This is a genomic window from Streptomyces sp. OR43 (assembly GCF_008042275.1).
In the GTDB taxonomy this organism is placed as follows: Bacteria; Actinomycetota; Actinomycetes; order Streptomycetales; family Streptomycetaceae; genus Streptomyces.
The window spans coordinates 320,891-332,819 of sequence record NZ_RDBK01000025.1 but is presented as its reverse complement, the minus strand read 5'-3'; the positions used below and the strand labels follow the sequence as shown (position 1 = coordinate 332,819).

The 11,929-nt window shown below is 71.4% G+C and carries 13 protein-coding genes and 1 pseudogene; 8 read left to right on the top strand and 6 right to left on the bottom strand.

Annotated elements, in window-relative coordinates; genetic code table 11:
* The first annotated feature begins 9 nt into the window (after nt 1–9).
* On the top strand, nt 10–1,356 hold the full coding sequence (locus EAO72_RS14205; RefSeq protein ID WP_148017651.1) for an NAD(P)/FAD-dependent oxidoreductase: 1,347 nt from the start codon (nt 10–12) through the stop codon (nt 1,354–1,356).
* A gap of 11 nt (nt 1,357–1,367) precedes the next feature.
* Here EAO72_RS14205 and EAO72_RS14200 read toward each other — a convergent pair whose 3' ends face one another.
* Nucleotides 1,368–3,023, bottom strand: a complete 1,656-nt coding sequence (locus EAO72_RS14200) for a regulator (RefSeq protein WP_148017650.1) — start codon at nt 3,021–3,023, stop codon at nt 1,368–1,370.
* 316 nt (nt 3,024–3,339) lie between these two features.
* Here EAO72_RS14200 and lipB point away from each other — a divergent pair, with 316 nt between their 5' ends.
* The 4 genes from lipB (at nt 3,340) to EAO72_RS14180 (ending at nt 6,509) form a co-directional block, all read left to right on the top strand.
* Nucleotides 3,340–4,152 carry a lipoyl(octanoyl) transferase LipB gene (lipB, locus tag EAO72_RS14195; RefSeq protein ID WP_148017649.1) on the top strand — a complete coding sequence of 271 codons (813 nt, stop codon included), beginning with the start codon at nt 3,340–3,342 and terminating at the stop codon, nt 4,150–4,152.
* Between the two features lie 132 nt (nt 4,153–4,284).
* The gene (gene lipA, locus EAO72_RS14190) at nt 4,285–5,250 is read left to right on the top strand and encodes a lipoyl synthase (RefSeq protein WP_148017648.1); all 966 of its coding nucleotides are present in this window, start codon (nt 4,285–4,287) and stop codon (nt 5,248–5,250) included.
* A 328-nt stretch (nt 5,251–5,578) separates the two neighbouring features.
* On the top strand, nt 5,579–5,779 hold the full coding sequence (locus EAO72_RS14185) for an SCO2195 family GlnR-regulated protein (protein ID WP_136330099.1): 201 nt from the start codon (nt 5,579–5,581) through the stop codon (nt 5,777–5,779).
* 19 nt (nt 5,780–5,798) lie between these two features.
* Nucleotides 5,799–6,509 (top strand): DUF4191 domain-containing protein, encoded by a 711-nt coding sequence (locus EAO72_RS14180; protein WP_148017647.1) that lies wholly within the window; start codon nt 5,799–5,801, stop codon nt 6,507–6,509.
* A gap of 106 nt (nt 6,510–6,615) precedes the next feature.
* On the opposite strand, the gene EAO72_RS14175 is transcribed toward EAO72_RS14180, so the two are convergent.
* Nucleotides 6,616–7,083 carry an RDD family protein gene (locus EAO72_RS14175; RefSeq protein ID WP_148017646.1) on the bottom strand — a complete coding sequence of 156 codons (468 nt, stop codon included), beginning with the start codon at nt 7,081–7,083 and terminating at the stop codon, nt 6,616–6,618.
* A gap of 276 nt (nt 7,084–7,359) precedes the next feature.
* Between EAO72_RS14175 and glnA the strand changes: the two genes are divergently transcribed.
* Nucleotides 7,360–8,769, top strand: a complete 1,410-nt coding sequence (gene glnA, locus EAO72_RS14170; protein WP_148017645.1) for a type I glutamate--ammonia ligase — start codon at nt 7,360–7,362, stop codon at nt 8,767–8,769.
* A gap of 84 nt (nt 8,770–8,853) precedes the next feature.
* Here the strand turns inward: glnA and EAO72_RS14165 are convergent, their stop codons facing one another.
* The 3 genes and pseudogenes from EAO72_RS14165 to EAO72_RS14160 all read right to left on the bottom strand — a co-directional run bounded on the left by EAO72_RS14165 (nt 8,854) and on the right by EAO72_RS14160 (nt 10,474).
* Nucleotides 8,854–9,240: a VOC family protein gene (locus EAO72_RS14165; RefSeq protein ID WP_148017832.1), complete on the bottom strand. Its 387-nt coding sequence runs from the start codon at nt 9,238–9,240 to the stop codon at nt 8,854–8,856.
* A gap of 120 nt (nt 9,241–9,360) precedes the next feature.
* A pseudogene (locus EAO72_RS44295) lies at nt 9,361–9,975 on the bottom strand (vWA domain-containing protein); the annotation flags it as partial.
* Between the two features lies 1 nt (nt 9,976).
* A complete protein-coding gene (locus EAO72_RS14160) occupies nt 9,977–10,474 on the bottom strand; it encodes a hypothetical protein (protein ID WP_261991468.1) in 498 nt (165 codons plus the stop codon).
* Between the two features lie 135 nt (nt 10,475–10,609).
* On the opposite strand from EAO72_RS14160, the gene EAO72_RS14155 reads away from it, so the two are divergent.
* Nucleotides 10,610–11,050 carry a hypothetical protein gene (locus EAO72_RS14155; protein ID WP_148017644.1) on the top strand — a complete coding sequence of 147 codons (441 nt, stop codon included), beginning with the start codon at nt 10,610–10,612 and terminating at the stop codon, nt 11,048–11,050.
* 61 nt (nt 11,051–11,111) lie between these two features.
* Here the strand turns inward: EAO72_RS14155 and EAO72_RS14150 are convergent, their stop codons facing one another.
* On the bottom strand, nt 11,112–11,381 hold the full coding sequence (locus EAO72_RS14150; protein ID WP_148017643.1) for a hypothetical protein: 270 nt from the start codon (nt 11,379–11,381) through the stop codon (nt 11,112–11,114).
* A 118-nt stretch (nt 11,382–11,499) separates the two neighbouring features.
* Here EAO72_RS14150 and EAO72_RS14145 point away from each other — a divergent pair, with 118 nt between their 5' ends.
* Nucleotides 11,500–11,859, top strand: a complete 360-nt coding sequence (locus EAO72_RS14145; protein ID WP_148017642.1) for an arsenate reductase family protein — start codon at nt 11,500–11,502, stop codon at nt 11,857–11,859.
* The last annotated feature ends 70 nt before the right edge of the window (nt 11,860–11,929 follow it).

Sequence of the window (11,929 nt, the reverse complement as noted above, 5' to 3'; positions counted from 1 at the left end):
GAGGGGCACGTGCTCAGCACGGCACACCACGCGGACGTCGTCATCATCGGGGCCGGGATCGCCGGCCTGTCAGCGGCCCACCGACTGACCAGTGCGGGAGTAAGCGTCAGCGTCCTGGAGGCCGGCCCCCGGGTCGGCGGCCGGATGATGACCGACGAGGTGGACGGGTTCCGGCTCGACCACCTGGGACCGCTCCTCAACACCTCGTATCCGGAGCTGTACGCGACGCCCGGACTCGACGGGCTCGTCCTGCGGAACTTCGATCCCGGCGTACTCGTCCACAGCGAGGGCCGCCGGTACCGGACCGGGGAGACACGCAGCGCACGGGGCTCACGCAGCGCACGGGGCGCACTCAAGGCAGCGCGCGCCCTCGCAAGCGCCCCCCGGGCCCCTCTGAGCGGGAGCCTCACCGGAGCCATGGGCGGGGCGATCGACCAGGCCCGGCTCGGGGTGGCGCTGGCCCGGCTCGCGGCCACCCCCCGGCACCGCGTCCTGGCCCGGCCCGAACGGGCCGCGCTCGACGCCCTGTCCGGCCGGGGCCTGTCCGCCCGGACGCTGAACGGATTCGTGCGCCCCCTGCTCACGGCGCTGCTCAGCGACCCCGCGCTCGCCACGTCCAGCCGGTGCGCCGATCTCGCGCTGCGCGGCTACGCGAGCGGCAGGCTCTGCGCACCGTCGGGGGGTTCGGCCACGCTGCCCGATCTGCTCGCGGCCGCGCTGCCGCCCGGCACCGTACGCACGGGCGTCCACGTCACATCGGCGGACATCACCGCCGTCCGCACCAAGGAACACGGCGAGATCGGCTGCCGCTCCCTGCTGCTGGCGACCGGGGCGGGCGCCGCGGCCGAGCTGCTGCCCGGTCTGCGCGTGCCGCCCTTCCACCCGGTGACGGTGCTTCACCACACCGCCCCCGCTCCCCCGCCGACCGGCGCCTCGCTGCTCCTGGACGCCGACCGCTCCGGTCCGGTCGCGCACACCGCGGTGATGAGCGAGGTCGACCCGTCGCGCGCCCCGCACGGCCGGGTGCTGATCAGCTCGACGGTGCTCGGTACGCCCCCGCCCGATCTGGACCGCACGGTCCGCGCGCATCTCGCGGCGCTCTACGGCACGCCCACCGACGACTGGGAGCTGCTGGCGGCCCACCACGATCCGGAGGCGGTGCCCGCCATGCCGCCCCCGCACGACCCGCGGCGCCCGGTCCGGCTGCTCGCGGGGCTGTACGTGTGCGGCGACCACCGCGACACCGGCTCGGTGCAGGGCGCCCTGTCCTCAGGCGGGCGTGCGGCCGGGGCGATCCTCACCGATCTGGGGGTGCGACCGGCCGGGGGCACCGCGGCGCTCCCGGAGGCGGCCTGAGGCGTTCGGCCTCACCCCAGCGCGGCCACCCGTTCGCGGTAGCCGCGGACCGCGGCGGCGTCCTGGAAGGGTTCGAGGCGCCGCTCGAAGTCCCGTACGTACTCCGTGGCCCGCACCGACCGCATCTCGGCGGCCTGTTGCGCGGCTTCCGCGCCCAGCCGGCAGGCCTGGTCGAGCTCGCCGAGCCCGAGCCGGGCGGAGGCCAGCACGACCCGGCAGAACAGCCGGCTGCGGGCGTACGCGGGCGCGCGCAGCTGGAGCGAGCGCTCCGCGTGCTGCGCGGCGGTCCGGTACTGCTGGAGGTCGCGGTGGCAGTGCCCGAACTCGTCGGCGAGCTGGGCCTCGTCGAAGTGGCGCGCCCAGTGCGGGACCTCGTCGCCGGGACGCGAGGCCTCCAGCGCGCGTTCCGCCCGGGCGAGCGAAGCCGCGCAGGCCTTGGAGTCGCCGAGGACCCCGTGTCCGCGTGCCTCGACCGCGTGCAGCAGGGCCAGGACGGCCTGGGGCGCGGACGAGCCGACGCCCTGCTGGGCCACCCGCGCCAGCTGGATGGCCTCCCGGCCGTGCCCGAGGTAGACGGCCTGCCGGCTCATCGTGATCAGGACGAAGCTGCCGTAGGCCCGGTCGCCGGCGGCCTGGGCCAGCCGGAGCGCCTGGACGAAGTAGCGCTGGGCGAGCCCATGGGCCGCGATGTCGTACGAGGTCCAGCCCGCGAGCCGGGTCAGATCGGCGGCGGCGGCGAAGAGCCGGCGTCCTGTGGCCTCCCCGTACGTGCCGCGCAGCATCGGCTCCGTCTCGTGCTCCAGGTACCGCACGAGGGCCTGCCGGGCGTGGCCGCCGCCGTAGGCGTTGTCCAGGGTGCGAAAGAGCTCGGCGACCGAGCGCAGGGCGGCGACGTCCCCGCTGCTGACCTTCTGGCCGGAGGCGCGCTCGCTCTGCCGCTGTCTGGGGACGCCGGCGGGCCCGGCCACGAAGGCGGCCGGGGGGCCGCCCGGCGCGTGCGGTCCTGCGGGCCGGGACGGGGTGGGCCCGCGCAGGCCGTGCCGGACACCGGGGCCGGGCACGCCGCCCTGCTCGGGCACCCCGGGCACGGACCCCCCGCCGGGACCGCTCACGCCTCCGTACGGCCCGTGCGCTCCGACGGCGCCGGGCACCGGGCGCGGCCCGCCGGCGTGCGCCCTGGCGGCCTGACCCGGGACGGCGGCACCGTCTCCGGCCCGTCCCACCCACTCGTCCGCCCGTCCGATCAGCCAGTCCCGGCTGGGGACGACCAGCCCCGCCGGGGTGAAGGCGATCTTCCGCAGCTCCACATGGCTGCCGGAGTCCTTGCGCCAGAGTCCGCTGACGATGTCGACCGCCTCGGCGGGCGTGGCCGCGAACTCCAGGCCCGCGTAGACGGGCGCGCAGGCGTCCAGTCCCAGGTCCTGCGCGGAGAGCCGGCGGCCGAGCCGCCTGGTGAAGACCTCCGCGATCAGCGCGGGCGTGGTGCCGCGCGGCTGCTGCCCGCGCAGCCAGCGGGTCACGGAGGTCTTGTCGTACCGCAGGTCGAGGCCGTGTTCGAGTCCGAGCTGGTCCACCCGGCGGGCGAGGCCGGCGTTGGAGAACCCGGCTTCGGTGATGAGTGAGGCGAGTCGGCGGTTGGGGGTGCGCTGCGGAGGTCGTTCCGACATCAGCTGTACGGTCTCCTGCCTACGGGGCCGGGCGGGCAGCCCCTCAGGGACTGTTCTGTGTTCTCCCCGCGACATCGCGGTGCCGGGCCGGGCCCGAGGGAACGGCGCGAATTTAGCGGCCTCCGGGCCGACCCCGGCCGCCTTCGCATCACATTCATCCGATCGTGTGAGGATTGAGGGCGGCGCTGACGGGAACCACCTGCCGGGCCCCCGCTCCGGCACCGGTCGTACAGTGGCCGGAGGCGCGATTCGGTGCATGGTGACGGGACGACGGGACACCCCCGGCCCCGGCGCCGCAAGTAGAGAGGCTGCTGTCGTGACTGAGCTTCGGTTCGTCCGTCTGGGATTCGGCGAGGAAGCCGTCGACTACCAGGAGGCCTGGCAGAAGCAGCGCGAGGTGCACGCGGCACGGTTCGAGGACACCGTCCCCGACACCTGTCTGCTGCTGGAGCACCCGCCCGTCTACACGGCCGGCCGGCGCACGACCGACAGCGAGCGCCCGCTGGACGGCACCCCGGTCATCGACGTGGACCGCGGCGGCAAGATCACCTGGCACGGTCCGGGCCAGCTGGTCGGCTACCCGATCCAGAAGCTGCCGCGCCCCGTGGACGTCGTCGCACACGTCCGCCGGCTGGAGGAGGCGCTGATCCGTACGGCCGCCGAGTTCGGCGTGGAGACCAGCCGGGTCGAGGGCCGCAGCGGTGTCTGGGTCCTGGGCGACCCGGTCGAGCAGCGCCCGGCGATCGGCGGCCTTTCGCTCGACTTCGACCCCCGGCTGCGGGACGAGGAGTTCGACGCCCGGCTGAACGGACCCGAGTACGCCCCGTCCAACGCCGGCCAGCGCCGCGAGGACCGCAAGCTCGCCGCGATCGGCATCCGGGTCGCCAAGGGGGTCACCATGCACGGGTTCGCCCTCAACGTGAACCCCGACAACACCTCGTTCGACCGGATCGTGCCCTGCGGCATCCGGGACGCGGGCGTCACCTCGCTCGCGTACGAACTGGGCCGCGACATCACCATCGCCCAGGTGCTCCCGGTCGTCGAGAGGCACCTGCGGGACATCCTGGAGAACGCCGAGTTCGCGCCGCGCACCATCGAGCGCACGAACGATGCCGTGGCCACGGCCTGACCCTCGGAACACCTCCGCGGGAATAGGCCCTGCCGGCCACAGGTTGGCCAGACGTAAAGCCGTTTGAACTACGGGCGTACCCTGGTGTTCGCCGAAGAATCCAATGCAGCGAAAGCAAAGGGGAGTGCCGGAGTGTCCGCTGTCGCACCCGACGGGCGCAAGATGCTGCGCCTCGAGGTCCGAAACAGCCAGACCCCCATCGAGCGCAAGCCCGAGTGGATCAAAACCCGGGCGAAGATGGGCCCCGAGTACAACCAGCTGCAGAAGCTCGTGAAGAGCGAGGGTCTGCACACGGTGTGCCAGGAGGCCGGCTGCCCCAACATCTTCGAGTGCTGGGAGGACCGCGAGGCCACGTTCCTCATCGGCGGCGACCAGTGCACCCGGCGCTGTGACTTCTGTCAGATCGACACGGGCAAGCCGCAGGCGCTGGACCGGGACGAACCCCGCCGCGTCGGCGAGTCGGTCGTCACGATGGACCTGAACTACGCCACCATCACGGGCGTCGCGCGCGACGACCTGGAGGACGGCGGCGCCTGGCTGTACGCGGAGACCGTCCGCCAGATCCACGCGCAGACGGCGGAGCGGGAGGGCGGCTACACCAAGGTGGAGCTGCTGATCCCCGACTTCAACGCGGAGCCCGAGCAGCTCGCCGAGGTCTTCTCCTCGCGCCCCGAGGTGCTGGGCCACAACGTGGAGACGGTGCCGCGGATCTTCAAGCGCATCCGCCCCGGTTTCCGCTACGAGCGTTCCCTGGAGGTCATCACCCGCGCCCGCGAGGCCGGTCTGGTGACCAAGTCCAACCTGATCCTCGGCATGGGCGAGACCCGCGAGGAAGTCAGCCAGGCGCTCCGGGACCTGCACGACGCGGGCTGCGAGCTCATCACGATCACGCAGTACCTGCGCCCGACGCCCCGCCACCACCCGGTCGAGCGCTGGGTGAAGCCGCACGAGTTCGTGGAGCTCAAGGAGGAGGCCGACGCGATCGGCTACTCCGGTGTGATGTCCGGACCGCTCGTCCGCTCCTCGTACCGCGCGGGCCGGCTGTTCCAGCAGGCGATGGAGCGGCGTGGTGCGGCAGCCCCGGCGCCCACCGCGTAGCGGCGCCCGTGTGAATCCGGGCACAAGAAGCTATCCGGGCACAAGAAGCTACTGAACGGTAGTGGCTGGCTCGACGCGGCCCGTCCACTCCTCGCAGGTCCGAGGCGCGGATGGGCCGCGTCGGCGTGCGCGACGCCCGTATCAAGGTTTCATTGGTGTTTGACCGACCGGTCACGCGCTGGTAACACCAGGCAGTGACCCTGGATACAGGCAGCGCAGTGGTTCTCGCGGCCGCGTCGCTACTGCGCCCCGTATCCAGTTCCGCGCAGCACACTCCGCCCGCCGGGCACCGCCCGGTGAGCGCATCCGTTCCGAGGGGACTTCCACGATGCAGGCCGTGCCGGTACGCGCCACCGCCCTTCCGTCCGTCACCGACGCCCTCCGCGCCGTCGAGTCGCTGCTGCTGAGCAGCGGCCAGCGCACCGCCCGCCGAAACGCCTGGACGGCCGTCCTCGAGGACCGCCGCCGGGCCAAGGACCGGGTCGAGTCCGAGTACGTACTGGAGGCCGTGGCCGACCACCGTTCCTAGGCCACGTAAACTTCATTGCATGGCGAGGAAGGCAAAAACCACTGAAGGCGCGGACAGCGCCGAGAACGCGGGGCGGCTCAAGCAGATCGCCCTGACCTACAAGATGACCAGGCGGTCCGACTCCAAGATCGGGCTTGTCGTCGCGGGTGTGGGAATCGTCACCTTCGGTGTCCTCCTCGCGATCGGTTTCCTGATCGACCACCCGATCTACCTGGGCATCCTGGGCTTCGTGCTCGCCCTCCTCGCGATGGCGATCGTCTTCGGGCGGCGTGCCGAGCGGGCGGCCTTCGGGCAGATGGAGGGACAGCCGGGCGCCGCCGCGGCCGTGCTGGACCGCGTGGGCCGCGGCTGGAGCACGACGCCGGCGGTCGCGATGAACCGCAGCCAGGACGTCGTCCACCGTGCCGTGGGCAAGGCGGGCATCGTGCTGGTGGCGGAGGGCAACCCGAACCGGGTGAAGAGCCTGCTCGCGGCCGAGAAGAAGAAGATGGCCCGCATCGTGGTCGACGTACCCGTGCACGACATCATCGTCGGCAACGGCGAGGGCCAGGTGCCGCTCAAGAAGGTGCGCACGACGATGCTGAAGCTGCCGCGCGTCCTGACCGGCCCGCAGGTGACGGCCGCCAACGACCGGCTGCGCGCCATGGGGGACCTCATGAGCAATATGCCCTTGCCGAAGGGCCCCATGCCGAAGGGCATGCGGATGCCGCGCGGCGGAAAGATGCGCTGAGCGGACTGAGAAACGCACGAAGAGGGCGGGTCGCGAACCGGTGGTTCGCGACCCGCCCTCTTCGTCTTCCCCCACTTCGTGTTCCTTCGTTCGTCGCGCCCGTTCCTCAGATACGGATCTGAACCGTGCGGGCCAGCCGGTCGTGCAGCCCGCGGCCGTCGCGATCCCAGACCAGGGCCGGGATCACCAGGCACAGCAGCACGCTGCGCACCAGCACCCGTCCGAAGCCCAGGCGCCCGCCGTCCTCGGCCACGACCTTGATCCGCAGCAGGCGCTTGCCGGGGGTGCAGCCGATGGTGCCGACGGTGAGCACGCTCAGTACGAGGAAGACGCCGAGCGCCCAGTTTCCGGCCGCCTGCTGGTCACCGCGAGCGAACAGTCCGTATGCGATCAGCATGCACAGGGCCCAGTCCACGAAGATCGCGCCGAAACGCCGTCCGAGTGGCGAGACGGCACCCGGCCCCTGCTCGGGCAGCCCGAGCCGCTTGCCCCGGTAGCCGAAGTCGGCGCCCATCTCCTCGGCGGCCGCACGCGGTCCGGAGAGCCACGATCCGATTGCTTGCCTATTGTCCACCCGACCACGGTACTGCGCCCGCTCCCGGCACCCGCCGGGCGGGTGCCGGGAGCGGGCGGGACATCGGGCCGAAACCGGTCCGGAACGTGCCCGGAACCCGCCGTCGCCGCGCGCATGAGGTGCCGCCCACACCCGGCTCGGTTAACTTCTGCGAAACAAATGGGTCATGCTTGAGAAATCCGGTCTGCCTATGGTCGGGTCCAGCGTGTGCCACCGCACTGGCCACACAACGAGCTGCAACCCCGTCCCTCCCGGGCCGGGAGTAGGAGGAGTTGGATGTTCCAGAACGCCGACGACGTGAAGAAGTACATCGCCGACGAAGACGTCAAGTTCATCGACGTCCGGTTCTGCGACCTGCCCGGTGTGATGCAGCACTTCACCATCCCGGCGGCGGTCTTCGACCCGACCGAGGAGCTCGCCTTCGACGGCTCCTCGATCCGCGGCTTCCAGGCCATCCACGAGTCCGACATGGCCCTGCGCGCCGACCTGTCGACCGCCCGTGTCGACCCGTTCCGCCGCGACAAGACCGTCAACATCAACTTCTTCATCCACGACCCGATCACCGGCGAGCAGTACAGCCGTGACCCGCGGAACATCGCCAAGAAGGCCGAGGCGTACCTCGCGTCGACCGGCATCGCCGACACCGCGTACTTCGGCCCCGAGGCCGAGTTCTACGTGTTCGACAACGTCCGCTTCCAGACCTCGGCGAACGAGTCCTTCTACCACATCGACTCCGAGGCCGGCGCCTGGAACACCGGGTCGGAGGAGAACAACCGCGGTTACAAGGTCCGCTACAAGGGCGGCTACTTCCCGACCCCGCCGGTGGACCACTTCGCCGACCTGCGTGCCGAGATCTCCATGGAGCTGGACAAGAACGGCCTCCAGGTCGAGCGCCAGCACCACGAGGTCGGCACCGCCGGCCAGGCCGAGATCAACTACAAGTTCAACACGCTGCTCGCCGCGGCCGACGACCTGATGCTCTTCAAGTACATCGTGAAGAACGTCGCCTGGCGCAACGGCAAGACCGCGACCTTCATGCCGAAGCCGATCTTCGGCGACAACGGCTCGGGCATGCACGTCCACCAGTCGCTGTGGGCCGGCGGTTCCCCGCTGTTCTACGACGAGCAGGGCTACGCGGGCCTCTCGGACATGGCGCGCTACTACATCGGCGGCATCCTGAAGCACGCCCCGTCGCTGCTGGCCTTCACCAACCCGACGGTGAACTCCTACCACCGCCTGGTCCCCGGCTTCGAGGCCCCGGTCAACATGGTCTACTCGCAGCGCAACCGCTCCGCCGCGATGCGCATCCCGATCACGGGCTCCAACCCGAAGGCCAAGCGCGTCGAGTTCCGCGCCCCGGACCCGTCGTCCAACCCGTACCTCGCCTTCTCGGCGCTCCTGATGGCCGGCCTGGACGGCGTCAAGAACAAGATCGAGCCGCCGGAGCCGATCGACAAGGACCTCTACGAGCTGGCTCCCGAGGAGCACGCCAACGTCCAGCAGGTCCCGACCTCCCTCCCGGCCGTGCTCGACGCTCTGGAGGCGGACCACGAGTACCTCCTGGCGGGCGGCGTCTTCACGTCCGACCTCATCGAGACGTGGATCGACTTCAAGCGCACGCACGAGATCGCCCCGATCCAGCTGCGCCCGCACCCGCACGAGTTCGAGCTCTACTTCGACCTCTAGGCAGCAGGTGGCTCAGCAGTTCTGAGCAGGGCGAGGGCCGCTACCCCGTGACCGGGGTGGCGGCCCTCGCCCGTTCGTCGTTCTTCACCGGCTGTGGACGATCTGGATCAGGTTGCCGCAGGTGTCGTCCAGGACCGCGAACGTCACCGGACCCGCGTCCATCGGTTCCTGGGTGAAGCGGACTCCGAGGCCGCGCAGCCGGGCGAACTCCGCGGGGACGTCGTCCACCGCGAAGGAAGCGGCCGGGATGCCGTCCTTGACCAGGGCCGTCTTGTACGGCTTCACCGCGGGATGGCCGTCCGGTTCCAGGAGGAGTTCGGTGCCGCCGGGGTCCTCCGGCGAGACCACGGTCAGCCAGCGGTCCTTGCCGACCGGGACCTCGGTCTTCTTCACGAAGCCCAGCACGTCCGTGTAGAAGCGCACGGCCTTGTCCTGGTCGTCGACGAAGACGCTGGTCAGGTGGATCCTCATGGTGCTCTCCCGTCTGTCGGGCCCGAGCGTCGGTCTGCGTCCGGCTCGGGCGGGGCCGGTGTTCCGATCATGCATCGCGGCGACAGCCCACGGCCCTCGGCCGGGCCTGAAGGCCGTTCGGATGAGCCGGAAGAGGTCGCCGGCCGCGTGTGTGTCGGTCGGGTCGTCGATCCCGCGCAGGTTGTCGCACAGGGCGTCGAGGACGGTGCCGGGAGCGGTGGCCCGCGGGGCTCCGACGGCCACGCCGAAGGTGCGGCAGCCGAGGGTGTGCCCGGCCTCGTTCCAGCCGCGCATCCACTGCTCGCTGATGCCGCACTCCCCGTCTGTGATCATCACGATGTCGCCGCGCCGGCGTCCGTCGGTGTTGCACTCCTCGTCCAGCAGCCGGACGGCCGCCGCCGCCGGGGTGCGGAACTCGGCGCCGCCGCGGCTGTCGTAGAGCATCAGCCGCGACTCGGCGAACCGCGCGGCGAATACGTTCCGCATGACCGGGATCCCGAGGCCGGCCGGCTCGGACGGGATGAGCCGGGAGAGGTCGTCGCCCAGGGTGATGCCGACATATTCGCCGCGGGCGTGCTCGACCTTACGGGCGCGCTCGCCGGCGGCCATCTGCCGGAACCGGCCGATGAGGCCGGCGGACGCCCTCAGCCGGCCGCCGCGCAGCCGTTCGTCGAGCCGGGCCCGTTCGGCGTACGGCATCCGCTCCAGCTCGCCTCCGTGGCCACCCCTCGTCCGGTCAGTGCCGCAGTGCCTGGCCCACCTCGACCTTGATGTCGCCGTCGAGCTTCCGGTTGCTGCGGGCCGTGGCGTCCTTGGTCTTCTTGGAGGCCACGTCGTCGACCGTCACCACGACCGTGTCCTGCAACTTGCCTTCCGCGTTCTTGAAGTTGATCTGCACGGCATAGGACTGCGCCGAGCCGGTGCTGTTCGTCACGGTGACCTTCGAGGTCACCCGGCCGTCCGCGTCGGTGGCCGGGGCGCCCGCCTTGACGTCGCCGCTCGCGTTCACGCCGTCCTTGAAGCTGTTCAGCTTGTCCGCAGCGGCGCCGGTCGCGGAGGCGACCACGTCGGACCCCTTGGAGGCGACGGAGGAGGCCACCGACGACGCGGCGGACGCCGCCTTCGACACCGTGCTCGACGCGCTGTCGCCGTCGTCCGAGCAGGCCGATGCCGTGAACGCCACCGTCATCGCCACCAGTACCGCGCTCGCGCCCCGTACGCCTCGCCTGGTCATCGTGCCTCCCAGCACTCGTCCGTCGGCCCAAGTCAATGCGGCGGCGGCGGGGTACGCATGCGGTGTAGGCCGACCGGGTGAGGGGGTGGCGGACGTGGGGTCGCGGGCGGCGCGCGGACCACGGAGTCTGAGGGGATGAGCGAACAGGCGGCCCCCGGCGCACCGGTCCCGCCGCCTCCGAGGAGGCGGCGGCTGTGGCCGTGGGTGCTGCTGCTGATCGCCGTGCTGCTCGCGCTCGGGGCCGGTGCGGTCTCCGCCGTGCTGGCCCGTGAGGTCTCGGCCGAAAGCGCGCGCACGGTCCACATCCGGTACGAGGTCACCGGCGCCGCCGAGGACGTGACGCTCACCTACAGCACGTGGAAGGGCGAGGAGCTGTCGACCGCGCGGCTGACCCTGCGGAGCCTGCCGTGGACCGGGGAACTGGACACCAAGGGCTTCATGAGCGGCGGTTCGTTCGAGGTCAGCCTCGGGAGGTCGGGCGGGGACGTGGCCTGTTCGGTGACGGTGGACGACGGGACCCACCGCACCGCCAGGGCCTCGGGCGCCTTCGCCACCGCCACGTGCAACGGGTACTGAACAGGGACCGTGCCCCCGGTCTTTCCGGGGCACGGTCCCTGACGGACAGTGGGCCGGCCGGTCAGCGGCCGTAGCGGATGAGGGCGCGGACCATGCGGCAGGTGGTGTCGGACGGCGGGTGGATGGCGAGGCGCTCGGCGGTCGTGCGTATCCGGGCATTGCTCGCGCTCGACGGGTAGTACACGCCCGTGTCGAGCAGGGCGATCGCCAGACGCATCGCCTTCAGCCGGCGATTGTGGGAGACGTACCACTCACGGGGACGGCCGGCGGGGAGCGGCTTCTTCTTCAGGGGTGTGTCGAGCGGCTTGGTCGTGACTGCGGCTACGGCCATTGGCAACCTCCTGGCGCGGTGGTGGAACCCTCACGAACTACCCCCATTTTACTGCCCCCCACTGACAATCACCCCTGGCCAGAGGGGTTTTCGAGGTCCATCGCGTACCTTTGGCCCCATGGAGATCTGGATCAATCCCGCCTGTTCCAAGTGCCGCAGCGCGCTGACGCTGCTCGACGCGGAGGGCGCCGACTACACGGTCCGCCGCTACCTGGAGGACGTGCCGTCGCCGGACGAGATCAGGGCCGTACTCGGCCGGCTCGGTCTTGAGCCGTGGGACATCACACGGACGCAGGAGGCGGACGCGAAGGAGCTCGGGATCAAGGAGTGGCCGCGCGACGCGGACGCGCGGGAGCGCTGGATCACGGCCCTCGCCGAGCATCCGAAACTCATCCAGCGGCCGATCATCACGGCGGAGGACGGCACGGCCGTGGTCGCGCGCACGGACGAAGCGGTCCGGGAGGCCCTGGGGCGCTGAGCGCGCCAGGGCGCCGGCTCGGGGACCAAGCGGCCGCCTCGGGGACCAAGCGGCCGCCTCGGGGACCAAG